The 26,435-nt window shown below is 62.1% G+C and carries 23 protein-coding genes and 2 pseudogenes; 8 read left to right on the top strand and 17 right to left on the bottom strand.

Annotation, left to right across the window (positions count from 1 at the left end; translation table 11 throughout):
- Positions 1-120: 120 nt before the first annotated feature.
- Complete coding sequence (locus ACQPXH_RS20505; protein WP_433603521.1) at positions 121-426, bottom strand: transposase; 306 nt, start codon at positions 424-426, stop codon at positions 121-123.
- Positions 427-1,067: 641 nt separating this feature from the next.
- On the opposite strand from ACQPXH_RS20505, the gene ACQPXH_RS20500 reads away from it, so the two are divergent.
- A complete protein-coding gene (locus ACQPXH_RS20500; protein WP_433598149.1) occupies positions 1,068-1,526 on the top strand; it encodes a YbaB/EbfC family nucleoid-associated protein in 459 nt (152 codons plus the stop codon).
- Between the two features lie 126 nt (positions 1,527-1,652).
- On the opposite strand, the pseudogene ACQPXH_RS20495 reads toward ACQPXH_RS20500, so the two are convergent.
- Positions 1,653-1,964 (bottom strand): annotated as a pseudogene (locus tag ACQPXH_RS20495) (cytochrome P450); the annotation flags it as partial.
- 126 nt (positions 1,965-2,090) lie between these two features.
- Entirely contained in the window at positions 2,091-2,579 is a 489-nt protein-coding gene (locus tag ACQPXH_RS20490; RefSeq protein ID WP_433598148.1) for a hypothetical protein, read from the bottom strand.
- A 311-nt stretch (positions 2,580-2,890) separates the two neighbouring features.
- Here ACQPXH_RS20490 and ACQPXH_RS20485 point away from each other — a divergent pair, with 311 nt between their 5' ends.
- Together ACQPXH_RS20485 and ACQPXH_RS20480 are read left to right on the top strand one after the other, a co-directional pair.
- Positions 2,891-3,607, top strand: coding sequence for a hypothetical protein (locus ACQPXH_RS20485; protein WP_433597583.1), 717 nt, complete (start codon positions 2,891-2,893; stop codon positions 3,605-3,607).
- Positions 3,604-3,927, top strand: coding sequence for a hypothetical protein (locus ACQPXH_RS20480; protein ID WP_433597582.1), 324 nt, complete (start codon positions 3,604-3,606; stop codon positions 3,925-3,927). Before ACQPXH_RS20485 ends, ACQPXH_RS20480 begins: the two co-directional genes overlap by 4 nt.
- Before the next feature lie 1,134 nt (positions 3,928-5,061).
- Here the strand turns inward: ACQPXH_RS20480 and ACQPXH_RS20475 are convergent.
- Positions 5,062-5,217 carry a hypothetical protein gene (locus ACQPXH_RS20475; protein ID WP_433598147.1) on the bottom strand — a complete coding sequence of 52 codons (156 nt, stop codon included), beginning with the start codon at positions 5,215-5,217 and terminating at the stop codon, positions 5,062-5,064.
- Between the two features lie 123 nt (positions 5,218-5,340).
- Between ACQPXH_RS20475 and ACQPXH_RS20470 the strand changes: the two genes are divergently transcribed.
- Positions 5,341-6,024, top strand: coding sequence for a TetR/AcrR family transcriptional regulator C-terminal domain-containing protein (locus ACQPXH_RS20470; RefSeq protein ID WP_433598146.1), 684 nt, complete (start codon positions 5,341-5,343; stop codon positions 6,022-6,024).
- On the opposite strand, the gene ACQPXH_RS20465 is transcribed toward ACQPXH_RS20470, so the two are convergent.
- Entirely contained in the window at positions 6,012-6,560 is a 549-nt protein-coding gene (locus ACQPXH_RS20465) for a hypothetical protein (RefSeq protein ID WP_433598145.1), read from the bottom strand. The two genes, ACQPXH_RS20470 and ACQPXH_RS20465, sit on opposite strands and share 13 nt — an antisense overlap.
- A gap of 41 nt (positions 6,561-6,601) precedes the next feature.
- On the bottom strand, positions 6,602-6,964 hold the full coding sequence (locus ACQPXH_RS20460; RefSeq protein WP_433598144.1) for a hypothetical protein: 363 nt from the start codon (positions 6,962-6,964) through the stop codon (positions 6,602-6,604).
- A gap of 321 nt (positions 6,965-7,285) precedes the next feature.
- On the opposite strand from ACQPXH_RS20460, the gene ACQPXH_RS20455 reads away from it, so the two are divergent.
- Together ACQPXH_RS20455 and ACQPXH_RS20450 are read left to right on the top strand one after the other, a co-directional pair.
- Entirely contained in the window at positions 7,286-7,510 is a 225-nt protein-coding gene (locus ACQPXH_RS20455) for a hypothetical protein (RefSeq protein ID WP_433598143.1), read from the top strand.
- 522 nt (positions 7,511-8,032) lie between these two features.
- Positions 8,033-8,689 carry a TetR/AcrR family transcriptional regulator gene (locus ACQPXH_RS20450; protein ID WP_433598142.1) on the top strand — a complete coding sequence of 219 codons (657 nt, stop codon included), beginning with the start codon at positions 8,033-8,035 and terminating at the stop codon, positions 8,687-8,689.
- A 52-nt stretch (positions 8,690-8,741) separates the two neighbouring features.
- Here ACQPXH_RS20450 and ACQPXH_RS20445 read toward each other — a convergent pair whose 3' ends face one another.
- The 10 genes and pseudogenes from ACQPXH_RS20445 to ACQPXH_RS20400 form a co-directional block, all read right to left on the bottom strand.
- Positions 8,742-9,728 (bottom strand): DUF4231 domain-containing protein, encoded by a 987-nt coding sequence (locus ACQPXH_RS20445; protein WP_433598141.1) that lies wholly within the window; start codon positions 9,726-9,728, stop codon positions 8,742-8,744.
- A 481-nt stretch (positions 9,729-10,209) separates the two neighbouring features.
- The gene (locus tag ACQPXH_RS20440) at positions 10,210-10,977 is read right to left on the bottom strand and encodes a class I SAM-dependent methyltransferase (protein WP_433598139.1); all 768 of its coding nucleotides are present in this window, start codon (positions 10,975-10,977) and stop codon (positions 10,210-10,212) included.
- Positions 10,967-11,977 (bottom strand): ATP-grasp domain-containing protein, encoded by a 1,011-nt coding sequence (locus ACQPXH_RS20435; protein ID WP_433598138.1) that lies wholly within the window; start codon positions 11,975-11,977, stop codon positions 10,967-10,969. Before ACQPXH_RS20435 ends, ACQPXH_RS20440 begins: the two co-directional genes overlap by 11 nt.
- Positions 11,974-13,209, bottom strand: a complete 1,236-nt coding sequence (locus ACQPXH_RS20430; protein ID WP_433598137.1) for a DegT/DnrJ/EryC1/StrS family aminotransferase — start codon at positions 13,207-13,209, stop codon at positions 11,974-11,976. The genes ACQPXH_RS20435 and ACQPXH_RS20430 overlap by 4 nt, the downstream gene beginning before the upstream one ends.
- The gene (locus tag ACQPXH_RS20425) at positions 13,209-14,147 is read right to left on the bottom strand and encodes a D-2-hydroxyacid dehydrogenase (RefSeq protein ID WP_433598136.1); all 939 of its coding nucleotides are present in this window, start codon (positions 14,145-14,147) and stop codon (positions 13,209-13,211) included. The genes ACQPXH_RS20430 and ACQPXH_RS20425 overlap by 1 nt, the downstream gene beginning before the upstream one ends.
- Entirely contained in the window at positions 14,144-16,891 is a 2,748-nt protein-coding gene (locus ACQPXH_RS20420) for a TIR domain-containing protein (RefSeq protein ID WP_433598135.1), read from the bottom strand. Before ACQPXH_RS20420 ends, ACQPXH_RS20425 begins: the two co-directional genes overlap by 4 nt.
- Before the next feature lie 969 nt (positions 16,892-17,860).
- A pseudogene (locus ACQPXH_RS20415) lies at positions 17,861-18,609 on the bottom strand (transposase family protein).
- A 755-nt stretch (positions 18,610-19,364) separates the two neighbouring features.
- Positions 19,365-20,405: a hypothetical protein gene (locus ACQPXH_RS20410; protein ID WP_433598134.1), complete on the bottom strand. Its 1,041-nt coding sequence runs from the start codon at positions 20,403-20,405 to the stop codon at positions 19,365-19,367.
- A 246-nt stretch (positions 20,406-20,651) separates the two neighbouring features.
- Positions 20,652-21,629, bottom strand: coding sequence for a hypothetical protein (locus ACQPXH_RS20405; protein ID WP_433603704.1), 978 nt, complete (start codon positions 21,627-21,629; stop codon positions 20,652-20,654).
- A 209-nt stretch (positions 21,630-21,838) separates the two neighbouring features.
- Positions 21,839-22,426 carry a TetR/AcrR family transcriptional regulator gene (locus ACQPXH_RS20400; RefSeq protein WP_433598133.1) on the bottom strand — a complete coding sequence of 196 codons (588 nt, stop codon included), beginning with the start codon at positions 22,424-22,426 and terminating at the stop codon, positions 21,839-21,841.
- Positions 22,427-22,569: 143 nt separating this feature from the next.
- On the opposite strand from ACQPXH_RS20400, the gene ACQPXH_RS20395 reads away from it, so the two are divergent.
- Together ACQPXH_RS20395 and ACQPXH_RS20390 are read left to right on the top strand one after the other, a co-directional pair.
- A complete protein-coding gene (locus ACQPXH_RS20395; RefSeq protein WP_433598132.1) occupies positions 22,570-24,087 on the top strand; it encodes a MutS-related protein in 1,518 nt (505 codons plus the stop codon).
- On the top strand, positions 24,084-25,562 hold the full coding sequence (locus ACQPXH_RS20390; protein WP_433598131.1) for a MutS-related protein: 1,479 nt from the start codon (positions 24,084-24,086) through the stop codon (positions 25,560-25,562). Before ACQPXH_RS20395 ends, ACQPXH_RS20390 begins: the two co-directional genes overlap by 4 nt.
- Before the next feature lie 18 nt (positions 25,563-25,580).
- On the opposite strand, the gene ACQPXH_RS20385 is transcribed toward ACQPXH_RS20390, so the two are convergent.
- Positions 25,581-26,315 carry a hypothetical protein gene (locus tag ACQPXH_RS20385; protein ID WP_433598130.1) on the bottom strand — a complete coding sequence of 245 codons (735 nt, stop codon included), beginning with the start codon at positions 26,313-26,315 and terminating at the stop codon, positions 25,581-25,583.
- Positions 26,316-26,435 lie beyond the last annotated feature (120 nt).

Raw genomic sequence — 26,435 nt, 5'->3', positions numbered from 1 at the left:
CCCGTCTGTGGCCGGTCCGGCTGCAGAACGGTGTGAAGGGACGGCCCGTGCTGCGGGCTGGGTGCCGAGTTCCGCATACCCGGGGGTCTTTCGTTGGTTGTTGGTGCGGGTTTCACCTGGTCAAGTGGCGTGTAGCCGATTGAGCACGGTGAGTGCGAGGCTGGTGGCTGCGGCTGTGCGGGATAGTCGCAGGTGGACTTGTCTGGCGTGGTGGGTGATTCGTGCTGGGATCGAGAACAGGTGCAGGCGTAAGGTATTCGGTTCCCAGCGGCGGGCGGGCCGGCCGTGCAGGCCGATGGTCTGCAACCAGGCGACGAGGTCGAGCGCGAGGGTGACGATGGCCGGCCAGATCTGGTTGGCGGCGAAGCCGCGGGAGCTTTCATCCCTGGCCCACGCTGCGGCACCAGCACCACCCCGATCGGTGATCCACTACCGGACTCGGACTCCGATTCCTGCGGGTCGGCCCCGTTATCACCGGACCCGACCATCTCACCGAGATCACTTGTCGCACCGAGTATCTCGATCATCGTTTCCCTGGTGACCTGCAACCGCGACAATAGCCGCTCCTCGGCAGCGAGCTGCTCGGTCAAATCCGCGATCCGCGCACGCAACCCCTCCGCCCGCTCCCGCGCACCGGCTTCCCGCCGCTGCAATTCCTCCAGCCACGAGCCCATCGACGCCTCCGAACCCCCGGCTTCGACGATAGGCCGCCACGCTGCCACCGCAACACCCCCAAACCCGTTTCCGCAGTTCAAACACTCCCTACGAAAGAGCTACTCCCGCCGCCGAATTAGATGTCAGTGGACCGAAGTCCGCTGTTACCGATCATCAGCCGATGTGTGAGATCTACCGATCCGTCGATGATTTACATCTCGGAGGGTGAATCGCCTTCGGTGGGCTGTGGGCGAAGGCGATTTTCGAGGCGTTGCAGGGGTGGATCTGCAGCATTCGCACCTCGACCATCCGACATTGCTGGCGAGAGAGGATCGAAATGAATGACCACATCGTCTCCATGCGGCGCCGGATGTCTTGACCAGCTACGCATTTCTCGACAAGGAGACACAGTGATGGACCGATCGCGGTGGGAAGGTTTGCGCTCGGCAAACGACGGCATGCGCAGCCATGTCGATCACCTTTTTCAGGCATACGAGCAGCAGCGCGCTCTACTAGGCGACATCCGGCGCCAGCTGTCCGAAGTGCGTACTCATGCTCGTTCCTCCGACGGGCTGGTCGAAGCGACCGTCGATGTCTCCGGACTCGTCACCGACCTACGATTGGATCCTCGAGCCCAGTGCGAGACAGCGCAGGACTTGAGCCGGACCATCACCGAAACCATCAGGGAAGCAGCGCGTCTCGCACAACAGCAAGCATCAGAGATGCTTGCTCCGATCGAGGCTATCGTCGGTGGCATACCAGATCTGCCAGATCTGATGTCGGGTGCGCCGAGCCTTCGCGATCCGAACCCGTCGGTGTCGGACGAGTCCGCATCTGGCACGGCGGACATCGATGACGAGCGGGTGGATTGACGATGTCATTCCGTCGCGTCCTCGACGGTCCTCGAATTCGAGAGTGTTGGGGAATTCGACGACCTGAAGCATCACACTTCGATTGTTCGCAGCGGGGCTGCTATGCGTGCTCGCGCCGGTCTGCGATCAATCTGACGTGTACGACTCCACCCGCACGGGGAGGCGGTCGGGAACCAATGCGGCCGAAGCTTTCTCGTGTGCCGGGCGGGTCGGTACCAACCGGTATCGGCGGGCGATGGTGGTGGCTACGACTGCCATCTCCAGTAGTGCGAATCCCTGGCCGCCGCAGTTCTGGGAGCAGGCGCCGAAGACGAGCCAGGCGCGGCTGTCGGGGGCGTGCGCTCGGTCCGACGACCAGCGGTCGGGGTCGAATCGGACCGGGTCGGAAAAATACGCCGGATCGCGTTGAATCGCATAGGGGCTGAACAGGATTTGCGCGCCTGCCGGAAGTTGCTATATGTGCCCCAACGGACCGGACGGGAGGCTTGTCTGGATACCAGCCACGGCGGTGGATACAGCCGCGTGTCTCCCGCGCGACGCGCATAGGGTAGTCGAGCTCGCCGGTCAGTGCCGCGGTGTGCAACCGGTGTCACTGTGGGGTGTGCCGCCACGGCCTGCCACAGCCAGGCCATCGCGTTGCCGGGTGGTCTCGGTGCCCGCCAAAAGCAGGTTCACCATCTCGTCGCAGATCTGGTCATCGGTGAGTCCGTTTCCGGTGTCCGGGTCGCGTGCCGCAATTGACAACGCCAGCAGATCGCCTCGGGTGTGATCGTCGGCGCGATACTGCGTGACGAGTTGGGCGACGGTGTCAAGCAGGCGGGAGTTCGCGGCCTCGAAACGACGACCGGTCACCTGCAGGATCCACTCGAATCCCTTGCCGGACAACAGCACCCGCCAAGCTAGGCCGCGGGCCACCAGCGGTAGGTCGCGTTCGATCAGCGTTGTCGCGTCCCGAGTCGGCTCGGTCGAGCACAGCCCGCGGGTCACTATCGTCAACGCCAGGGCACGCATCAAGTCGTCGACCGCGAAACACCAGAGCCAGGAAACATTCACCTGAGCCAACTTCAACCACAGAAGCAGCGAATTCTCCTGCCGACAAGGATGTCCCAGTCCAGGACAGCGCAGTCATATCGTGAGAATCCCGATCAAGAATTGGAGTTCTCGATTATCTACGGAATTACCGATGTGTCGCATCTACCTATGACGTCATGATCTCCATCAATGCGCCATACGTGAGTAAACAACCCGGGGGAACGATGAATGACAGACCGCCGGTGATGACTGCTGTGTTGCCAGGGGTACCACTGCATTCCACCGTGTCGACAGCGTTGCGCGCCACGGGTGGGCGGGCCGCCAGGGGCCCGGTGGACACGAGGGACGTGCTCGTGGCGTTGATGCGGGCCGACTCACCCGGGGCGTGGCATCGCATCTGGCTCCATGCCGGAGACGCCGATGCCGTGGCCGGCAAGGTTGTCATCGATCCCAATACCGCCAGCGAACGGAGCTGGGAGCATATCCAGCTGACGCAGACGTGCTCAATGGCTCTCGATGTCGCTTGGCGCTTGACGTATCGGTACAACATGTGGCCGCTACCGGTGGGAATCCTGGCAATCGGCCTGGTCGCCGACGATTCCAGCGCTGCGGCACAGGCCTTGCGCGATGGCGGACTGTCACGTGAGGAATTGCTGGATTTCCTGCAGTCGGACATCCTCGGCGTGCCGTTGAACGGACTGGACACGATCCTGCCGACCGTCTCGGCCGAGTCGCGCGCGGCGCACGCGGCGGGGAGTGGGTCACCACCGGCCGGGTCGCTGCCCGGCGCCTCGGTGACCGCGCCCATCGAGGTGGACCCCGAATACTGGCGCCGGAGAAGGCGAGTGGATATCGCGGTCCTCGTCGCGGCGGTATTGATGATTCTGGTGTTGTCGGTGCTATACGCGATCATGCACGATCCGGTCCTTCACCAGTCGTCGGGCATGCAGACCTCGACGTTTATTCCGGCGTCGGCAACAGGATTCGGGCTCGGCCCGGTCGAACCGACCGATGGCGTTGTCACTGTGGCAACGGAGGAGGCTCGGTGATCAGTTGGAGTGGCCTCGGGATCTTCGCGCTCGCGATCCTCGCCGCATGCGCGGGCGCCGGTACCGGAATCGCCGACCTGCTGGGACAATCCGCTTCCGGTGCGAATCTGGGTACGTCGATCGGGTTCGTGGTGGGCGGTGTCGCCGTATGGTTCGCCGGCAGTGCCCTCAACCGCCCGAAACCCGGTTACGATCGGTCGACCGGACGACCGGTGCTGTCGGTGAATCGTCATCGACTGATGGGCATTCCGATGCAGTACTACGCCCTGACAGCCCCGATGTGGGCGGTGTTGACGTTCAACCAAGCGATTCACAGCTGACAACTAGTGTTCTGGTTGCTCGTCGGCCCGTGGTTATCATGCACGACGATCGTGGTTCTCTGACTGGGGCGGATCCGCATCAGCTACTGCACCGCACCTGTCGTGATCTGCTGAATTTCCCGCAAAAGCTGCTGACCTGCACAAACTCTCCCCATCCAGGATCTCACGGCTGAGGATCCTCAAAAGGAATCCGCGACGGCCGCACCACCTGCACGGGCCGCTGCCGGTGCACGGTTGCCGAAGGCGAACCACTGGGCCTATCCACGCGCCAGCTGACCTCGCAGGTACGGTCTCGCGTGCGAATTCGAGGCAAGCTTCTCAGACAGCGAGGGTGAGCTGGTTGCCGTGGTCCGGACCGACCATCGTGATGTACGTGCCACTGACACCGCCGCGGCATTCGATAGAGCATGCAACGATCTGGCTGTGATCGCGGGATCGTGATGCGCGCCGGCGATCGTGCCGGTATGTCGAACAGCATCGGGATGCGTCGCGATCGCGGCCATGGCTGTCCGCGTGCCACACTACGCGGTCTTGTGTCAACCTCGTGCCCGCCCGGATCCTGCCAACAGGTTGACGGCAAGACAGCGAGAGGAGCTCAACCATTACCGCTCCACTGAGGATCCGAGACAGCAGGCACAGAGTCATGAAATCGGCTGCACCCGTACTGGATTCGGAGCCTGTAGATGCGAACGTGACTGGTGCTGTTCACGTCGTCATTGATGGGCGTCACAGCTTCGGCGCGCAGGCGATTTCTGAGATTTGGACGGCCGCGAAGGATGCATCGGTGCCGCTGACGTCAACGCGAGACTGGGCTGGCGCAGTGCGGCGGATTTCGCAGACGCGCCACCGACAACATCACCCGGTTCCGGCGATTGCCCACCCACCGCGTCGTCTGCTCGAAACGACCGGCCCATCCTGGCATCGTCTCGGTCGAGAGATTCACCCGAGCACAATTGCTCAGGCGATGGCGAGCGGGCACTGGCAACAGGTCGCGCAGCAATCTCGAACGCAACAGACCAGCCAGCAGTCTGCGCCCGTACCTACTGTGTGGACTCGTCCGCTGCGATGCACGTGGCCGAAAGATGCAGGCGGAGTTGGTCCGCGACGCCGTCTATTACAGATGTCGCGCTAAATTCATCGCCCCCGGTAGTCGGACGCCAACTCGACGAGCTGGTCGACCGCGTCACGGTTGCCATCGGCCGCCAGTCGCCGCAGCTCATCGAGATCGCCACGCTCACCTGCCAGTTCGACCAATTCGTCAGCCGCATTCGTGCCACCGGCCGCGGCCATGGCCGAAGATCGAACAGCTCGGCATCGGTCACGACCCGCCACCCTATGCGTGGGTCGCCGGTCGGGGAAGCCACACCGGTCCGATCCGCCGAGTCAGAGTTGGCGCTGGGTACGGTAGCGGTTGTGCCCCGAGAGACGTTGACCAGGGAACAGATCGTCACGGCGGCGGTGGCGGTACTGGACGCCGAGGGTGTCGCCGGGTTGAACGTACGTCGGCTCGGTGGTCGGTTGGGTGTGGCGTCCACGGCGATGTACTACTACGTCAAGAACAAGGACGAGTTGGTCACCCTCGCCGCAGACCTGGTCTGGCGGGAGATCGAGCTGCCCGACCCGGCGGTCACCGAGTGGCGTTCGGCCGCTGCGGGGTTGGCGCGCGAGGTGTACGCGATGGTCGGCCGCCATTTCTGGCTGCTGCCCGCCATGAGCACGCATCTGATCTACGGTCCGGGCAAAGCCCGGTTCGACGAATGCTGCCTGGCGGTATTCGAGGATGCGGGGTTCACGGGGCCGCACGCGGACCATGCCGCCGCGACCGTGCTGATGTATGTCATCGGCGCTGCACATGGCTCGGCCGCCGAACGCGCCTGGCAGGCCCGGATGCGACGCGCGGGTGTCGACGAAGACGCAGGTCAGGCCGAGGTGCTCGCCTACATCACCGAGACCGCGCAGCAATTCCCCCGACTCCGGGCACGACTGGAAACCTCGGCGCCGAACAGCATCGAAACCTTGCCCGCCGATACGGGTTTCGAGTTCGGGTTGCGCACCGTGCTCGATGGCCTGAAGGCCCGGCTCGATCACGAGAAGTAGCGATCGGCCGACGGCAGAGCAAGCAACACGATCACCGCGAGCGAGCCTGCGGTCGCCAGCAGCCACCGCGCCACGATCGCCGGTCGATACCACGACGGCAGGGCATCGACCGCAGCCTGCAGCACCGTACCGATATCGAGCCCCCGCACTCGCGGATCGTCGAGTTTCGCGAACGCGGACACCGTCATTCGCATCGCGAACACCTGCATCGTGGTGACGAAACCGACCCCGAACAGAACCAGTGGCTCCACCACCCACGACAGCACCCGTCCGATCTCGATCCCGGTCAGAACGAGTACTGCCAACACGATCAGCACCGCCGCAATCGCATATCCCGCGATGAAAGCCTCTCGTCCTTCGTCCAACCGGACCCCGTGCTCGGCGAGCACCTCCGGCGCCACCCCTTGCCGTGCCGCCGCCGCATCCGCCGCGCGCTGTGCCCGTGGCCCGGCAGTCCGGTAGGCGCCCAGCATCACAACGAACATCCCCGCCAACCCCACCTGCAACAGGCTCGCGATCACCACGGCAACAGACACAGCTATCTCCCGAGTCGATTTGAACTAAGTTAAAATCGAACTTAGCCGGTATTTCGACTTCGCTCAATCCGTGAACCCAAGCGGATCGCGGGGACTGTAAATACTGGACAGACCCGTCGCTGGCCGCCCTCGACCGGAAACTCGCCTGCCATCGCGCCGCGCTCGAAGCGGGAGCCGACCCAGCACTGGTCGCGGGGTGGACACGAGAGGTCCAGAAGGAACGAGAAATCGTTGCCGCCCAGAAGACCGCACTCGAATCCACCACTCATCAGCGCCTGAGCACGGAAGGAATCAAACAACTCATCGATTCCCTCGGCGGGCTGATCGAGATACTTCACAAACCCGATCCCGACGACAAGCTGGAACTCTATCGACGGCTGGGCTTGAAACTGACCTATGACCATGCCACGCGGACGGTGCTGGCTGAAGCCAACCCGAAACCGCCCGTGGGCGTAGTGCCGTGTCCGGAGAGGGTATCGACCAGTACGCCAACCTCCTACAACACCGAAGACTGCTGGTCATCGGCAAATAGTGGTGGCGTGACGGTTCTGCTCCGGTTGCCACAGGTTCGTGCCCTCGGCGGGGCACATCGGACATGGGACGGGGACGAACCGGAGCTTTCAGGTGGCGGTGGTGATACGAAGCCGACCATCAGCTATAGGTAGGTGACCAAGCGGGGACCAGGCACGCGCAGTGGGGACATCCCGCCGGAGTAGGCCGCGCTGTTGCGCCGCATCTACCAGTTGGCCGCCGACGCCACCCGCCTGCGGCACACCGATCACACCGCAGACCAGGGCGCCATTCCCCGCAAACAAAGCATCGAGCAGCTCGCCGTGATCGCCCGCAACCGCGACCTGACCGAGATCGCAGGCCGCGCCAACAGTGTGCCCCCGAGTTGGGCTGATCTTGCCCGCCGCCTCGGACACATAGGCCGGGCATGGACCGATTAACACCTGCTCCCCGCACTGCTTAGTGGCGGGGCACCGAACTGCCAACGGGTTCTCGACGACACCGGCCAATTGGCCGCGATCGCGGCAATCACCGTCGTCCGTGAGCGCCTGCTCGCTACTGCCGGGATCACTGCGTAGCCGGACCCTGTTGCGGTACAGCAACTCCGGCGAAACATGCACACGCTCCGGACCTGTGCCGCCGCCACCGCGACCTCACTCAGCACGGACCGCACTGAGCGTGCCCACGCATTCGAGGTCCGCCGCGATAAACCATCTGTGACGTCGATGTACCAGCGTTGGAACTGATCCACCTGCTTGGCGACACTGACCTCCTCGATACATGCACTGCTGCACCCAGATAGGTGGTGTACGCCCATCGGTCGGACCCGATAGAATAGGACGCGCGAAGGTACCGATCACAATCTGGTCACCACAATTATCTACGCGCAGCAGGATCCGACGTACCAAGCAAGGTTATTAGTCACCGCTACGGCATTACTCTTGGAGGGAGGGCCGGGTCTGGTGCCGACCAGCGCAGAAGGCTCTGCCCCGCGACAAGCAAGTAAGCGGCGCACGCGCACGAGGCAGCGAATACTGGATGCGGCGTTCGAAACGTTTGCCGAGGCTGGGTTCGGAAACTCAACCGTCGAGCAGGTTTGTGAGCGCGCCGGATTCACCAGAGGCGCGTTCTACTCGAATTTCGTATCTCTCGAAGAGCTCTTCCTAGCTATGTGGGAGCAACGGTCGGCGCAGATGCTGGCTAACGTAAAGGCAATCCTCGACACGGACTGTCCAACCGTTATTGGCGACACTCGTCAGACTGTCGCACGGTCGCTGGCCGCCATTCCGTTGGACGACAAGTGGTTTCGCATATCCTCCGAATTCACTGCACATGCCTTGCGTAGGCCGACACTGCAGCCAATCATCGTTGCCCACGAGCAAGCCATCATGACAACGATGATGCTGGTAGTGGAGAAGTTGATCAACCGAGTCGGTCGAGCCGTGACAGATCGGGACGGGCTGGGGAGGGCGCTGGCTGCAGTACATGACGGAACTAGCCTTCAAATTCTGATGGACCCCAGCAACCCCGCAATTCATCAGCACCGTATCGACTTATTCGCACATGTCTTAGTGGCGTACACTCACGTGACATCTGACACTGGCGGCACGGACGTCTAAAGCCCTTCCTTATACCCAATTGGGTAATCGCCTCAGGCCCGCGACTCGATGATCAATCCGGTTGGGGGACAGTAAGCCGAGAAGCGCGCCACATCGTGTGTTCACGACTGATCGCCCCTTCAGCACTCGCGACCTCCTGCGCCCATTGTTCCTCGGACTCGATTTCCAACAACCGGACGTGGACAGACGCAAGTTCGCGACTGGCCAATGTGTACGCCGCACCCACGGATTCGTGCTGCTTGAGCGCTGTCCATGCTACGCCGCTAGCGATTACAGCCGCCGCGACGCACGCCAGATCGACCGGCACGACGGACGTGGATTTGAGCAACGCCAAGATGACACCCGCTGCTTCGGCGACCAACAGGGTGGCCACCCACATACGAGCACGCCGAATATTAAACGTAGCCTTACGTGCGTACCACTCCTCCTGATCTCGGACTCGATGATGTAGATATGCCGTTTGCCGTACAGGTAATTCACTTACTCGCAAGTCGCGCATCCAATTGGTTGGTTCCTCGCCGGAGGCAACCGCCGACTCGAGCGCCATTAGGTCGGTTGCGAGGTTCTGGATGTCGCGCCGATACGCATCGTCAACCGCCGCAGCACCTAAAACTATTGGGTAGGGCGCGCCGCCGACGGCATACCGCCAACTGAGCGTCTTAGCTGACTCTGCGAGGGCGCGGCCGTCGTACCAGGCTCGCTCAGGGCGTTGCCGCAACAACCTCAGTTCGATCAGCAACGCCAACAAGAAGAGCAGTGCGGCTACGATACCGACTAACTCGATCTCTCGATGCTCGAACAATTCTGTGGGCCAAAGAGGGGCCAGCGCCAGACAGAGCGTTGCGACAATGGCAAGAACAAGTCGCGTAGATGTTCCGGCAAGTGTCCGGCGCTGACCATCCAACGAGAACTTATCGGCCTGATGAAAAGCCAAGGGGAAGTCGGGATTCTTGAAATTCATTTGCGAGGCCTCCTGGATCACGCTTGCGACGATAGTAAAAATCCGACCGAGAGGTATCGGTGCGATCTGTGGATTCATAATCCACTTCCAACATCTAGAAGCCGCTGAGAAACCGCGACAGTTCGTTGGGCGAATTCAGCTAGTTCGTCAGAATTTCTCATGTCGACTGTGACCAGCGCGACTCCCCGGAAGGGATTCGACTGCGCGGCAAGGCGGGCAAGAAACGGAAGCGGGCGGCCCGTGGTGGCCGCGAGTACAATTGGTATTCCTGCTCCGAGCGCGATGCCGAACTCGACCCAAATGCTTGTCGGCTCGGCCGCATCGGCCGCGATGATTACGACGGCATTGCTTGCGAGGATACCTTCGATGTTGCTTAGGAGTAGGGCAGAATTATTGAGTTGATCGGAGATCTCTACTCTTCGATCTATATTTATCGTATCGGGTCGCACCCGCCACCCCAACTGCACAAAATAGTATTCGAGGGCGCATGCGAACGCATTGATGCCCGACGAGTCTGCGACCCCGCTAATGGGGTATGCCAAGAAAACCGAGCGAGAATTCATTGCTCGCTCCGTCGAGCCACGACGAGGACAACAGACTCGCCGCGAAGCCTGGTACCGCGAAGCCAGGTCAATAATAGGTAGCAGGCGAATCGGATCACCCCGCATGCGAACTCGCCCAGTGAGACTAGTTGGAGCGAGGGGAATCCACGGTTAATCACCCTGTGCAGCAGTGTCATGCGGGTTCTCTCTGCTGGCATGGTCGCCATTTTACTTATCAGGACTTCGAGGCCGACTTCTTGGCACCAAGCGGAAATCGCCCCTTCTTGCGGCATGGCACGAGTCTCGGCCATTAACGCGGTCGGAAAGAATCTAAGGAACTCGAAGGATGCCACAGTGACCTTCGTGCCGCTTCGAATGCACATGTAGCCGCCCGGATGTATCACCGCGTACAAACGGCGCATTAGAAGGGCGGGGTCTGCGCTGTATTGAATCGACATGGAGCAGAAGCAAACATCAACTGAATTGGGGCGGAGTGGCGCCGCATCGAGGTCGCCGACTACACGAGACACCCCAGGATAGGCACCGCCGGTTCTCAGCATCTCAGCCGAACTATCGACTGCGACTATGATCTCCGGATCCCACGCTTCTTGGATGATCGGCCAAAACCGCCCGATTCCGGCGCCCAGGTCGAGCACGGTGCCTACCTCACTTGCGGGAATCGCATTCGCAAGAATCCGAACCCACAGCGCGCGGAGTGGGCCATCCAATCGTCTCGAGCGCGCATAACGCTCCGCGTAGCCAGCGGTGTCGTAGTCAGTTCGCACACCAAGCTCCGGGCCAGTCACTGTCGGAGGCTGTGTAGCCGTGGGTCGCCAGAGTGCTGCGAACAGCCTCAGGAGACGAAGCCGAGCAAGTCAGCCGGGATGTCGCGATAACCCCACCAGCCGCGAACGGAACCCCGCTATATGGCACCTCCGCAGCGAATCTCCTGGCCGATTCAATTCTTGTGCCGCTACGATTCACATCGCTGAGATCGAAAATTGGGGTCTCGGTGGCCATCGCTACAATGCGCATCGTGCCGCAGATCCTTGGGTTGACGTCAATGACCACGGCCACACCGTCGTCGGTCAGAATGAACTCGACTTCTACGAAGCCCCAAGCATCTATCAACTGAGCGACGGCAGCGGCCGTTCGCTGCAGAGCGAGCTCTGTTCCTGACGTGAGACCCGAAGGGACGAGACGCAATCGTCGCCATGGTGGAAGGAGATCATCGCGCACCCGCCCCTTCCAGACCGGTGGAAATACGGTCAGGCCGATGCCTCCGCAATACAAGACTACGGAATACTCGATGCCCGCCACATAAGTTTCCCAATAGGACTCGGTTGCTCCAACGGACTGGTGCGCTGCCCAGGCCAGTCCGCGGCTTTGAGTCGAATTGCGCCCCTTGCGGAGAGTGCACGTATTCGCGGGGCCAGGCGCATCGACATCGCCCCAAGCTGGTGTCGGAATGTCTGCCAGCGCAAGAAGTCGCTTTTGGAGGAGCTTGTCTATTCCAGCGGCGACGGCCATTCCGGACTGTGACTCGACCTCGATCGCGCGGCGGCGCAGTTCCCGTGAGGCCACCCAATCGCGCAGAAGTGAATCATGGCCTGAGTGGAATCGAACCGAACGGCCGCATGCATAGTCCTCAATCCGGTCGGCAAGCGTGATCGGATCGTCGGACTCCTCTCCTACGACAAGAGGTGCGTCCAAGTCCTTCGAGAAATGAGTAAACCAGGATCCTACACTTAACGGGGCAACCACAGTCAGCCAGGTCTCGCTCACGGTTCGAACTCCTCGACCAATCGCTTGATAATTGGTCTGGCAGCACGCGCGATCCAGCGAGCGGCCTGCGCATCGGCCGCATATAACCGAGCCGCAGGAAAGCTCACCATGCGGTCGTGCTGCCCCGTGCTATAGGCAAGGCGATCATCTGGTGGCGCCGCGTCAGCAAATGCTCTGAGCCTCCTAATAACTGAAACATCGGACAATGCGCCGTCAGAAGATCCGATGTCGTGCAGCACGCGGTTCAACGGCCGAGTCGACGGAGCCGTGGCCAGGGTGCCAGCTGCGGAAAGCGCGTCAAGGAGCTCATCGCGCCGCGCTGATGGAACCCCAGCTGGGAGCATGTACACGATGTCGAAGTGAGATCCGTTGCGTCGCGGGCGGGAAGAGCGCACGGGTTCGAGCAACCCAGTGAACGCCTCGTCGAGAACGTCCACATTGGCTTGCCGTGCATGTGACAGCTCGGAGAGCCTGTCGAGGTGATCCAAAGCAAGCGCTGCGGCGACGGGACTCAGGCGAAGATTACCTCCGAGTGCGAACTCGGCGTATTGGCGGAGATCGGCTGATCGCAGATCCCGCCGAGTACGGGGCTTGAAATGGCCGAGCAGTACAGCGACATCGCGCACCGACGAATGGGGCGTGATCAAGATGCCGCCATGACCACCACTAACGAGTTTCCCCGCCCCAATGCTGTAAATCGCCGCGTCCCCAAAGGTGCCAACATGTCTGGAATCCACCGTGGACGCATGGGCATGCGAGCAATCCTCAATCAACCGGATATTGTGGCATCGGCAGAGCGCCGCGATTGCGACAACATCTACGGGATTACCGAACAAATGCGTAACGACGACAGCTCGGGTTAGGGGGGTGATCGCTGATGCTATCGCCTCCACACCAATAGAGGGTTCGGTCGAGTCGGAGTCGGCGAGGACCAATTTCGCATCCAACCACAGCAGCGGTGAGCCGCTTGCCATGAATGTCAGGTTTGGGATGATCACCTCGTCCCCCTCGGAGACACCAAGACTGAGCAAGGCGGCGAACATTGCGCTGGTACCGGAATTCAGGCTGACAGCGTATAGCCCCTCGTGCAACGACGAGAACTTCTGCTCCAGTTCGGTAACCGGCGGTGCGCCCGCGTAGTCGAACACATCGCCGCGCGTGATCATTGTTCTGATGCGGTCACCAATTTCTGCGGAATAGACCGGCCAGCGTGCGACATCCGATGGTCGCATCAGTACCCCTCATTAAGATTGACGACGTTGACAAGAGGATCGCCTCGTCCGTACCTGCGTGCTTCGGCAATGAACAGTTCGACAGTTCGCTCACTGGTCCGATCGGTGAAGCTCGATCTGTGTGAGCCCACGATGATGTTCGGATGTCCCCAGAGCTTGCTTTCGCAGTCCAGCGGCTCGTTGGTAACTGTGTCCAGAATCGCGCCGCCGAGCGTGCCGGTGCTTACGACGCGAACCAGCGCGTCCTCATCGACGGTCTCCCCCCTGCCGATATTCACGAACCATGCTCCTGTGGGTAACCTCGCCAATGCAATCTCGTCGACGAGATTGCGTGTCGCAGGAGTAAGCGGGAGACAATTCACCAAGAAGCTTGCTTGCGGCAGTTCATCGATCCAGCGGTCCAGCACCGAGACATGGCGGTCCAGGTAGGGCCGTGGACGCCTCGTCCGTGACACACCCACGACACGCATGCCCAGGCCCGAACAGGCTCGGGCCAGGGCCGTACCGATCGACCCAACTCCGAGAATAACGACAGTGCGATCCGCAAGTTCGTGTGCGTTAGCGTCGAAGGCCCACTCCCGGCGATCGGACCTGCGCACAATCTCGTCGAAACGCTTTGCCGCCGTGAGGATAGCGGCCAGCGCCCATTCGCTGACGGCGACGGCATGTATACCTCGAGCGTTTGTTACCAAAACGCCTCGGGATGAGAGTTCGTCGAGAGGTAGGCGATCGATGCCCGCCGTGTCCGTGTGCAGCCACTGGAGGCGTGGCAACTGCGCGATCGCCTCGATCACCCACGACGTCCGGTCGGTCTGACGGCGCCATAGAATCGACACGTCAGGGTCATCGGCGCACACTAATCTGAGCCATGGCCTGAACATGGTTCCAAGATCGCTCAAAGTCCGTTCCGAAACTCCGACGGCAAGCTGCTCGCTCATAGATCGCGATACTCCAGCAACTGAGGCAGTTTGCATTGCGGGCCACCAATCTCCGGCGATTGCTTGGCTTCAGCGCTTGCCTGGATCCATGCCTGCGTGGCGGAAAGACGCACGGTAAGACCACCGAGGTCGGCGTCGATCGATCCGAGCATGTCACGGGCATCATTTGCGATGGTGCATGCCTCATTCCAGTCCGAGCGCGACAACAGAATAATGGCGTGGATTGTTGCGCTCTCTGCCTGTTCAAACCGGAAGATCGGTGCTTGCGGACCAGTGAGCTCATGGAGTGAACGAGCTTCAATGATAAGCCGATCGGCCCTTGCTCGATCGCCGCTTACTTCGGCTGCGGATGCCGCGTTGGCGAGCGCTCGGGCGACGTAAGGCAAATAACGATCTCGGTTGGTCAGTGCCTGGGAGCGGCGAAGGTCCACGCAAGCGGTTGCGTACTTTAGCGCTCTGTCGCTATCCCCACCTGCGAGCATGACACATGCGAGGTTGTTCAGCGCCGATCCCAGGGTCTTGTCAATGTCGGAGCTTGATCCGAAGTCTGAAGAACGGCAAAGCCGTTCAGCCTCGAGCGCTTGTGCCACGGCAGCGTCGACATGCCCCAGTTCGCTCATTCGGAATGCCAGATTACTGCGGGCTGCCGCCAGCTCACCTACAGGCGAGCCTGCGCTGATCATGTACTCGACCGACTGCCGCGCAGGCTCGAGGCTGACACCGATTCGACCGATCTCCCACAACCGGTTCGAGAGATTCGTGAGAGCTCGGCCAAGCTGGCGTTGACCGTTGACGTCGAGCGCACTCCCGAGAAGGCGATCGACCGCGAGCTGCGCGGCGCCAGCGGCGTCAAAGGACCAGCCTGCATCACTGAACCGGTTTGAGCAGTCCATCTCGAGCTGGACATCGGTGGCGTCCATTACCTCGGGTTCAGGCAGGCCGGCGATTACGCGGCGTGCCAACTGTGCGGCAAGGTCAGCCAACGCAACAGTTTCGTCGGGGATGTTCGTGAGTAGGGTGAAGGCATCGAGTTCGGGGCGCATGGCAACAGCGTCCGCGATCGACTTTGTGACGACTTCAGGTTGCTCGAGCTGTGTTGCCACGTCCATCGCCATGCGGATAAAGGCTTCGCTGCCCGACTGGATGAGGCTGTCGACTACAGGCGCGAGCCCAATATGACGCGTGGCGCCTCGCGACAGCGTGGTGAGAGCCCGGCGGCTCTGTGTTCGTGACCGCTTGTCCCCGTTCCGGTCTATGGCGGTACCAGGCAGCCGGCCGTCGTCAGCCATCACATCCGCAATCAGGTCCTCTGCCAGGGCATCGGGGCGTATCCCTTCAATGTACGAGGATGATCCGGGATAAAGGCGGCGAAACAGTCGCGCAATGCGCCGCCGGACAAGTGGCGTCAGATCGCTATTGCAGTCTTCGATGACCGCAGTTGCCTCATCCTCGGTGTCGGCACCGAAGAGCGTGAGCCCAGCGGCTATCCGGTTCAAGTCGACAGCATCGATATCCGGAATGTTGTCGGCGGACGCTGCGGCGGCAATGTATCGGCGCTCATGAGCGAGGAGTCGGTCAGTGCCTGCACCCGTCTCCGGCGCGGCCCCGAGAACCCGAGCAAGGGCTCCCTCGAGAATCTCGAGAACCGAACCGAACTGCCTCAGTGGTGCCACCACTGCTCCCGGCGGCGAGACGCCCAGTTCGGCAGAGAACCGCTGGCAAGCTGAGACATATATTCGGTCGACAAGGTCTCGATCCCCTGTTATTGGGGCGAGCGGCTGGACGGTCACATCGGCCAACAGACCTGCCAGAGCGTCGCTGCGCGCTAGGAGAGCCTTCCACCAGTCCGACGAGGTGCGGGCGATGAGCAGTACGCGGACTTTATCGTGGATTCCGTGCTCGAGTAGTGCGTCGAACAGGTTCGCGAGCTGCTGTCCGCGCGTCTCCGCATAGTCCACCACGATCAATGTCGGGTTGCCCTTCAACCTGAGTATCTCATCAGTGCCGGACACTCCTGCAGGCACAAGCCCTGTGTCCCAGCCTTGCTGACCGACCAGTCTCATGAGCTCATGCGCCAAGCGGGTCTTACCTTGCCCCGCCGCGCCCGTGAGGATTCGAGTATCGAAGTCATCGTCGCGAAGGCACCACTGCTCCAGCCTCGTAAGTTCACCTTCTCTACCCTCGATGGCGATATCCTGCCTGTCGGCACGCAGGAGACCGCTCGGGCTTCCGGTGCCGCCGACTCGACGCCTGGGCGGACGTGGTGGTCGGCGTGGTGAATGTGTAGTAGCGCCACGCTCGATCGGGATGCCGCCGGTATCGACTGACGGCAACATCCTCTCAATCTGACCGGCAGCAGCGTCAGGCCCGAGATAATCCATGACCTGGACGGCGCTGAGCCAGTACGTCCATTCGGTCGAGAAGTCGGTCGGATATGTGGTGCCAGGCATAGCCAAAGGGAGGAGAGTCCGCCGTTCATCGATCGCCAGCGACACCTCTCGGCGGACGTGCGGTGACTTGATCGACGTCGGCGAGAGAAGTACCACCACCACATCGCACGCGGCGACAGCCTTGACGATCTCGACCGCAAAGTTCATTCCACCATGAATGTCGCGTGGCGCGAAAAAGGTTGGGACATCAGACGACTCGAGGGCATTTGCCAACGCCTCTGCCGCAGCTAACTCTGCCGAGGAGAAACTGATGAAGACCGATGGTCGTCGCCGACTCTTGGCCGGAGTTGTCATGCCCACCCTTCCCTGCGCCAAGGGCCAATGACTTTCGCGTTTGAGCCCTTAGGTTGAGCATGGAAAATCATACATGACAGCACCTTTGGGAGAAGGGGAAACGCAACGATCGTGGCACAGCCTCGATCACCTGCGGATGTCTCCAGTTGTCGCGACACCCCCGTCTAATCTTGTGTGATATAGATTCGTTACGCCACGCCGCCTGCGACACGCCAGAGCCGCGCTCGCTGTTTCAAACCAGACAGTCGATTTATCCAAGACCGGTGGTCCCCGCTGGGCTGCTAGTTATGTTGCTCTCCAAGGCGTATGCCTATCCTTGCATGTCATTTCTCCGTGTGCCCCGAGGCTTGAAGCGGGATAGGTAGACCCTAAATCCCCGTAGCCCCAGGGGTATTGACTATCAACCATCAGGTGGACGACCTGCAGCGCTGAAACATGCCGGTTGGCACATCTTCTCGATAGTTTGCCCCCTTTGCGAGCAGTGCCAGTTGATCAATTATGTCGATCAGCGAGCCAGCTTTGCAAGAATATTTCGGGCCGTCGTGGCCCGATTCCGACATGCCGTCCAGAGTGGATTGGCAGGGATCTCATTTCCAGCAAGATCTTGCCCGCGCTATATAATCCTGTGCTCGCTCTATGCCGAGTCATAACGTGCGGGCAAAATTTTGCTCTGGTCATCCTATTTTGACGCCTGCGATGCCGTACTCCAGATCGGGTGACCCGGTAACAGAAGGCGTTGAAGAATTGAAGATGAGCACAGACTGCGTCCGCAGCAGCGGGCATTGCGTCGCCTCTGTGCCGCGCATGCTGATGTCGTTCTGTCTCACGCCGCACCTGCCTGTGGAGGCGCTGTTCGCATCGCTACTCTCGAGGGCGGGTTCATCGACGTGCAATCAGTAGCCGCGGGCTGGTCCTACAATCAACACCACCCGAGGAGCGTTGCTGCAGCACATTCGTACAATGAGCCTTTTATCCTCGCCGGGCGGCCTGGATCTCGCGGTCTTGAAGGACGTGAATGGCTTTGACCAGTTGGCTGGTCCGGTAGGGGCAGCAGCGGAGTTTCCGCAGGGTTTTCCAGCTCTTGAGCTGGGCGTTGGCGCGCTCGCCGGGACCGCGTAGCTTCGCGTGCGCGCGGTTGAACTGCTTCTGCGATTCCGGCTTGTTTCTGCCCTTGTACGGTGTGAGCGCCGCGGTGGCACCGTGATATCCCTTGTCGGCCAACATGATCCATCCATCGTGTTCGAGCGGCCTTCATGTCGTGGACGCTGCCGGGCAACGCGCCCGAGATCCACACGATCTCACCGTCAGGTGTGGCGATGACCTGCACGTTCATCCCGTGGTGGCGGTGCTTGCCGGAGTAGAAGGGCCGATCGGCGGCGACACGGTCGATCGCGATCAGCGTGCCGTCCAGGATCAGGTAGCCATGCCCGGCAGTCCTGGCCTGGCCCAACGCGTTTCGCAATGCCGGTGCTCGCGCGGCCAGCAACTCCACGGTCTCGGTGACATACCGCCACGCGGTGGAGGTCGAGATCTCGAACCCGGCACCCAAATCATCGAAAGTCTCGCCTTTGCGCAGGTAGGCGAGCACGAGCAGGGCTGCGGCCTGGGTTGAGCAGCCGCCACATCGACCCGATCCGGCGGCGGTGGCGCCGGATCACTCCGGCCACGTAGTCGAGGGTCTGACGTGACAACGGCAGCGCGGAACGGTAGAAAAGCATCTGAAGCCCTTGGTGAACAGCGGTTGTGGTAAACAGCTGATCTACCAGGGGCTTCGCCATTCACCTCGGCGACACGCCGCACCAATTCTCAATGGCGACAACAACTCTCAGCCGAGGATGAAAAAGGCTCAATGTCGGCGCTCGGGATTGGGCACGCCGATATGCTGACCTCGAAGCGGCGGTTGAGGCGTTCGAGCAGATACTACGCAGTGCGTCCCCGTCGATGTGATTGCAGATGCCTCGACGGACGCGTTGACCTGATCGGTGCGGTACAACGACTCTGAGTTCTGTTAATCTCGCGCTGTCCTGCGACACGTCGACCAGGGGCGGTCCCGACCGAGGAAGCGAGCGGGCCGCCGTATCCCAGATTGTGAAGGCCGCAACCGACTTCTACAGAGCTGGAAAGACTTCCGTGATATGGCTGTCCATGATTCACTGGGCCGACGTGCCGGTTTCTCAGGATTCTCTCAGCTGAACCCGACTTGAACCCCCACGGAGATCCCACCTGCGGTTATGCACTGATTCGGCTCGACGTTGTCACCCCACCCTTTCTGTATAACCCGCAGGTAGGACGGGTGACGTGACGTGCTATTTGTGTCCGGAGGGGGACACGACCACTACGCACACGGTATTCACCATTGGAAGCGGTTTCGCATCGACGGCTAGGTGCGGCGGTTCGCACCTCTGGGTGGCAGGGGAGCCGCGGGGCTGACGCCGTTGGGCGTGGCGTATTCCGACTCTCGGCTAGGCGGGGCTCAGACGGGTTGCGCGACGGGGCCGCTGGGCGTCGGATCGCAGTCTCGGCTGGAGGCCGATGTGGCCGTGTATTCGTAGTTCTCGAGGGAGAACTGGTGCTGCCGCCACCAGCCGTGCGGGCCGGATGTAGGCCGTAGGTAGGGGGCGTCCCCGTGGTTGTCGATGTAGTACGTATTCGCATCGGCGCACCCCGGACGGAAGAACATCGTGTGTCGCACGCGCCGACGCATGTCGTGCATGAACCGGTCCTGCGCCGTGGCGGACACCTCGACGCGTGTGGCGCCCCGTTTTCGTGCGGCCTTGATGACGCGCACCGCGTGGGTGGCGCGCAAGTCGAATGTCGCGAACAGCGACGGCCCTGGGTTGAGGAAGAGGTTCGGGTAACCGTGCACGATGATCCCCTCGAAGGACTGCCGCCGATCGCGGTCCCACAGCTCGTTGAGCGTCTCGCCGCTGCTGCCATGGAGTCGGTATGGGATGTCGCCCATTTTGAATCCGGTGGCCAGGACGAGCATGTCGAATTTGCGCAGCTCGCCGTCGACGGTGCGGATGCCGGTGCGGGTCACTCGCGTAATACCGTCGGTGACCAGCTCGACATTGTCGCGCAGGAAGGTCGGGTAGTAGGTGTTGGAGAACGAGGGCCGTTTGCACCCGAATCCATAACGTGGCGTGAGCTTCTCGCGCAGCACCGGGTCGGGCACCTGCTTGTGCAGGAACACCGAGCAGATCTGCTCGATGCCCTTCACCAGGAACGGCAGCTGCTGGTTGTAGACGGCGCCGAAGGTCACGACGGTTTCGGTCAGCACTCTGGTGGCCAGTCGCGTGGCCTTCTGGGCGAATGGAACGTGATCGAACACGCCTTGCACGGCAGCGCCGAGTTCCGCGTCGAGCCGAGGCAGCATCCAGATCGGGGTGCGCTGGAACAACTCCGCACCGGGTGCGTAGGTGCGCGACCAGTGCAGGTTCGGCTCGAAGTGGAAGCTGTAGGTAAACGACGGGATGTCGACCGCGACGCCCGGATAGGTGTTGTCCCGCCACATGCCGCCCACCCTCCCCGGCACGTTCCAGGATGACGAAGTCCTCGATACCGGCGGCACGCAGCTTGATCGCCGCCGCCATGCCACCGAATCCGGCACCGACGATTACGACTTCACGGTCACACATTCTCTACTCCTTCGTATCGGCGAGGTCGGCGACGGGTTGCTCGTCGCCGACCTCGCAGGTCACCGCGAACGCGAGATCACCGATGAGCTCGACGGTTTCGGCCACCGTCACGGAGGCGATCGTCAAACGCCGCCATGCCGGTCGCCCGCCAAGACAGGCTCGGGCTTTGGACTCGCGCTGTGGATGCGGTCGTCCATCTTGAAGTGCGGGGTTGGATCGGTGGAGATAATTCCCGGCGATCCAGCGGCGACGGCCGGTATCGCGTCCAGCAGTGCCCGCGCGAGGATGCTCGCGGCGACATTCGGCCGATCGAGCGGCTCGGATGCGAGCTGGCAATGGAATATGGCGCGAGTGCCGGTGATCTGGATCGTGTAGCCGGCCGGGTCGGTGAATCCGCCGAGCGGCAGACCTTCGCCGCGAAAGGCGTGGTCGGGGCCGTCGTAGTGACAGATATCGTGGGTCAGGACGTGCCGGTCACCGATATAACCACGACGGGTGAGATCGCACCGCCCATCGACGCGGTGTGCAGGTCGAGCGCTTCGACGAAACTGATGTGCCGTACCCCGCTCACGGCGCGCGAGTGTGGGGATCACCCGTTCGGCGATCGGGTTCGCGTGCCCGCCGACGGTGTGCCCGCGGGCAGCGCCGAGTTCGCACGCCTCGGCCAGGCGTTCCGGCGACGCCGGGCTGCCGGAGCAGACCACGTTCCGGCCGCATTCCAGCAGCGCGAGCACATCCTCTTCGGCGACCCCGCTCAACACGGGCGCGGCGTCGGCGGCGACAAGCACGCAATCCGACTCCAGCGCAAGCACTTCCGCGAGATCATCGAGTCCGTGGCCGACCACCTCGACCGCGGGATCGTGCTCCGCCGCGGTCAACGTGGCCGCCGCGACCTCGCCGGTGCCCCAGACGATCACCCGAGGCCGAGCGGCAACAGGTCCGGGTGCGGGACGGTAGTGCGTGCGGGCGTCGTTGAGCACAACCCCGGGGTTGCTGTCGCAGACGGGGGCGAGCGCGGTGAGGATGCCGTTGGCCATGAGTTCACCGCCGAACACGTGATCTTCGCCGCGGCCTCGCTGGGCATCCAGAAGCTGCTGCACCGCCTGCGCGACCGCGGCTCGCTGCCCGCGCTCTCCGCGCGGCCCGGCTCAACGGGCTCCGATACGGATGCGGCCTATCGGCGGCCTTGTCAGCACGTTGTGGGCCGCGCAGCAGTAGGAGCCGACCCGCGGGGCCGAACAGGGGCTGGTCCAGATGGCTGGACATACCACAGCGCCGGACTGGCTATCCGCCAGCACATCGGCAGTGGTCATCGAGCGATGTGGGCGTTGGGTGATGCCGGTGATATCCGGGTGGCGATGTCCAGGGAGATGCGGGTCGCGGCCGTGTAGCTGTCCTCGTCGCTGAGGTCGAGGTCGCCCATCATGGATAGGCTCCAACTGATGGCTAATAGGGCTTGGCGGGCGTGGAAGACGGCGATCGGGGTGTGATCGGGTCCGGTCATCAAATCCGCCAATACCCGGAACTGGATACGCAAGCTCGCGCCGACGCCGATTTCGCGCAACGCGGACTGGTTCTCGGCCCAAAATTGAATGACATCTCTGCCGAGGTCGTGCAGCAGCGTGCCGTAGCGCGTGATGATCTGCTCGGCACGGGCTTGGCCGGGTGGCGCGGACTCGGCCCACTGCACGATGTCGTCTATGCCGCGGCGCAGATCTTCGATCAGGCTGGCCACGATGTCTTCCTTGGTCCGGAAGTGGTAGTAGAGCGCGGCTTTGGTGACACCGAGCCGCTCGGCGATCTCGCGCAACGATGTCGTCTCGTATCCGCGCTCGGCGAACAACTCGATCGCCACCGTGCGGATCCGCTCCCTGGTGTCACTACGGCGCTTGTCCATGGAGATCCCCTTTGCTTGACGACCGGCAAGGTAAGAGCTTAACCTCTTGCCTACCTCGAAAAGCATGCCGGCGATAAGTTGATCATCTATTTCGACATTGTTCCGTAGTTATCTTCGGCGCACGGTTGGGGAAGGAATGCGACTTGAGTAGGTTCGGAAGCATCCTTTGGGGTGGTGGCGGCCAGAACAGCGCGGTCGCTGTCGGGGCCGACACGGTTGCCGATCTGAATATGGACCAGATCTTCGTCCTTACCGGCGCAACGAAACATGAAGCGGCGCACCGCCGTCCGCTGCGTGACCTGGAACTTGTGCACTACCGCCAGCAGGTGTTCATCGATCTTCGGGACGACGCCGTACGCGCTGTTTTCGAGGTGTTCGTGGCGGGAATGAACTCGGTGCGCAAACATCGGGAGCGCTGGCAGAAATTGCGCAATCCGCAGCAGCGGGACCGGTGTCAGCTCGATGCCGAGATGCTGTACTGCCGCACCGTGCTGGATCTGCACACGGCCCTGGGTGAATTACCCTTGAGCGCCAACGGATTTCAGGAGTGGCGGAGGTGGCTGGCCGACCACGTCGACGGCACGGATTTCCGCGCACTCATGGCCGATGGGGCGCGGGTTCGCGCAGGGCTGGATTCGGTGCGGTACACCGTGCGAGTGGCGGGCCGTCAGCTGGTTATCGACCGGTTCGACGATCAGCCCGACTACAGCGATGTCATCGCCGCGGCCTTCGCCCGCTTCGCCGTGGACGACAATCTGGATCGCCAGCGCTTCACCGAGCCGTGGCCGGATATGAACGAGGTGGAGGAGCAGGTCATCGCCTTGGTTGCCGAGCAGCATCCGAAGGTGTTCGGGCAGCTCGAGGCGCACGCGCGACGACACCAGAACTTCATTGATCCGGTGATCGACCGATTCCAGATCGAATTGCAGTTCTATCTCGACTACCTGTGGCTGGTCCGGCACTTGGACGAGCACGGTCTCCCGTTCTGCATTCCGGAGGTCACGACCGGCTTCCGCGGAATGTATGCCGAGGACGCCTACGATGCGGCCTTGGCACCGCAGCTGATTCGGGAGCAAACTCCCTTGGTGCGCAACGACTTCCGGCTCGACGGCGCGGAGCGCGTACTCGTCGTCACCGGTCCCAATCAGGGTGGAAAGAGTACTTTCGCCCGAATGTGCGGCCAGCTGGCGTATCTGGCCGCGCTCGGGTGCCCGGTGCCCGCCGCCAGGGCCCGCGTGCCGCTGACCGACAATGTTTTCACGCATTTCGTTCGAGAAGACGACGTCAGTGATCCGGACGGCGGCTTGGCGCGCGAACTGGCCCGCCTGCACGACATCCTGGCACGCATCAGCGAGCACAGCCTGGTGGTGCTGAACGAAAGTCTGAGCACGACAACCGTCGGCGACGCCACCCGGCTCGGTAGTGAGGTACTACGGCAGATCATCGAGCGCGGCGCGGTAGCAGTTTACGTCACATTCCTCGAAGAGCTCGCCGATCTCGGACCGGAGGTGGTGAGCATGGTCGCGGGTGTCGAACCGGGCGACGACGCGCTGCGGACATTCCGGATCGCGCGGCGCCCTCCCGACGGGCTGGCGCATGCCGCGGTGGTCGCGCAGCGGCATGGATTGACCTACGACGCGATCCGGGCCAGGGTCCGATGATCCCGGTCGGTCTGCTGCACCCCCCGGGCCACGCCCCGCACCTCGCGCGCAACGGTGACTCGATCGCCGAGGATCTCGGCCTTACCGAGCTGTATGCGGCGATGGCGGCGAACGACGAATTCGTGGCGACGGTGGTGAAATCCGTTGTCCCCGCCAGTCTGACCGACATCGCGGTGATCCGGTACCGGCAGGACGTGTTCGCGGACTGCCGCGACAACCCCGATATGCTCCGCTCGCTGTACGACATCGCCGCCGAGGCGACGTCGGTGCGCCGCTGGACAGCGGGCCGCACTCGTACGCCACGAACCAAGCTCGGGCTTGCGCTGCAACCGCTCGAGGCGCTCGTCGGCTATCTGCGCCGACTGCGCGAGACCTGCGACAGCAACGCAAGCTCCGGCCGTTCGCAGGGATTGCGCCAGTTGCGCGAGGTGCTGGCCGACAAGCTCCGCGACGACTATCTCGCCGAGCTCGAAACCCATTTGGCAACACTGTATTTCGATAACGGCGTGCTGTTCAGCGCCGGACTCGGGCCCGGCAACAAGGCCGACCGCATAATATTGCACGAGCCGCCGAAGAACTCGAAGCGCTCGCTGTTCAGTAGCCGGTCCGGCCGGGTGTTCGAGGCGACCAGCGACTTCGACATCCAGAACGATCCACTGGCAGCTGTGGTGGAACCGGCGCTCGATTCGGTCGCCGAGGTGATCTCCCGCGCGACCGACAATGTGCAGAACTTCTTCCGCCAGCTGCGAGCTGAGCTGGCGTTTTATCTCGGCTGCCTGAACCTGCACGAGCGGCTCAGCCGGGCGGGTGCCCCAGTGTGCATGCCGGAGCCGGTGCCAGCTGGCAACGCGATGTTGCGGTGCAGCGATCTGCGCGACGCGGCCTTGTGCCTGTCGGCGAAGACGGTGATCGGCAACGATATCGAGGGTGCCGGCAGTTCCTTCGTGGTAGTCACGGGCGCTAACAGCGGTGGCAAGTCGACATTTCTGCGTAGTGTCGGTCTCGCGCAACTGATGATGCAAGCGGGAATGTTCGTTGTGGCCGATGACTTCACCGCGGATGTGCGCGATGGTGTGTTCACGCATTTCGTGCGCAGCGAGGACGCCACCATGAAACACGGCAGGCTCGACGAGGAACTCACCCGGATGCGGGGGATCACCGACCAACTGCGCCCCGGCGGAATGCTGCTGTGCAACGAACCTTTCGCCTCCACCAACGACCGAGAGGCATCGCTTATCGCCGAACCGATCTTCTCCGCGCTGGTCGACGCAGGCACGAAGATCGTTCTGGTGACGCATCTGTTCGATTTCGTGCGGCAGCGCTACGCCGCCGATCACTTTGTCGATCTGTTCCTGCACGCGCAGCGCGCCGCGGACGGCCGCCGAACATATCGCCTGACCGTCGGCGCTCCGGAGTCGACCAGCCACGGCGACGACATTTTTGCTCGAGTGTTCGGCTACCGACCGGGAGTGTGAGCCGCGATGGCCTCCGCGTCACGGCATCTCGCGAAAAACCTGGTCGAAGGCACCCGTGATGTGCAGCTCGGTGACACCCTTATCGTCGGTGCGGGTCAGCTGCTGCATTTGACCGTCGTACCAGTAAAAGATCTCGTGCGTCACCGGGTCGGTGGTGCACCGGGCGAAGTCGGCGGCGAAATCGATCAGTATGTGCGCGTTGGCCAATACTGTCGATGCTTTGGTCAGGCGGTGGAAGGCCAGCGTGTGCCGATTCGGGATCGCCACCATCACGCCGAACGGCGCTTCGCCGATCTCACTCACGACCAGGCGCGACATGTCGCCGATCTTCGAGGCGACGAACATCGAATCGCCTTCGAGTACCTCGATCACCACGTCATCGCGTTTTATCCGACTCTGCCGATCAATGGGTTCGGCCGCGGTATTGGCATGCGCGATGGACCACAATGCATCGATATCGGAGCCGACCAAAACATTCTTGTCGACGGGCGTGAGGCGGTCGGGTCTGTTCAGCACCAGCTCGGCGACGGGCACTCGGGTATCCATATCGGACGCTATCGGACGCGCGCGCAATGCTTCCGGACCCGCGACTGACGTCGTCAGGGGTGGTACGACCTGAACACAGATACGCGCGGCAAGCTCCTCGTCATCCACCGCCGCCTTCTGCGGAGTGTGTCCGGTGACCTCCGCGAAATGGTCGTAAACAATGTTGGGCCAGCGCACGTGATCGGGTTCTCGGCGACATTTCGTCACCAATGTATTCAATGAGTACCTGGTGCCGTCGACCGCAATCAATTCGAGCGACGCCGCCGGCGTGACGGTGATACCGAAACCGAGAAGTATGTTGATGGCGACCTGTCGGACCTTGGCCGC

This window comes from Nocardia sp. CA-135953 (assembly GCF_050955735.1).
Lineage (GTDB): Bacteria > Actinomycetota > Actinomycetes > Mycobacteriales > Mycobacteriaceae > Nocardia.
Note: the sequence above shows the minus strand (reverse complement) of the source record. Positions and strands in the feature narration are given on the sequence as shown.

Excerpts from the sequence above, each read along its gene's own strand:
- ACQPXH_RS20430 (WP_433598137.1), bottom strand. The coding sequence starts at position 13,209 with ATGCGACCATCGGATGTCGCACGCTGGCCGGTCTATTCCGCAGAAATT.
- ACQPXH_RS20460 (WP_433598144.1), bottom strand. The coding sequence starts at position 6,964 with ATGGTCATAGGTCAGTTTCAAGCCCAGCCGTCGATAGAGTTCCAGCTT.
- ACQPXH_RS20500 (WP_433598149.1), top strand. The coding sequence starts at position 1,068 with ATGGACCGATCGCGGTGGGAAGGTTTGCGCTCGGCAAACGACGGCATG.
- ACQPXH_RS20400 (WP_433598133.1), bottom strand. The coding sequence starts at position 22,426 with ATGGACAAGCGCCGTAGTGACACCAGGGAGCGGATCCGCACGGTGGCG.
- ACQPXH_RS20475 (WP_433598147.1), bottom strand. The coding sequence starts at position 5,217 with ATGGCCGCGGCCGGTGGCACGAATGCGGCTGACGAATTGGTCGAACTG.
- ACQPXH_RS20445 (WP_433598141.1), bottom strand. The coding sequence starts at position 9,728 with ATGAATCCACAGATCGCACCGATACCTCTCGGTCGGATTTTTACTATC.
- ACQPXH_RS20390 (WP_433598131.1), top strand. The coding sequence starts at position 24,084 with ATGATCCCGGTCGGTCTGCTGCACCCCCCGGGCCACGCCCCGCACCTC.
- ACQPXH_RS20420 (WP_433598135.1), bottom strand. The coding sequence starts at position 16,891 with ATGACAACTCCGGCCAAGAGTCGGCGACGACCATCGGTCTTCATCAGT.
- ACQPXH_RS20425 (WP_433598136.1), bottom strand. The coding sequence starts at position 14,147 with ATGAGCGAGCAGCTTGCCGTCGGAGTTTCGGAACGGACTTTGAGCGAT.
- ACQPXH_RS20410 (WP_433598134.1), bottom strand. The coding sequence starts at position 20,405 with ATGTGGCGGGACAACACCTATCCGGGCGTCGCGGTCGACATCCCGTCG.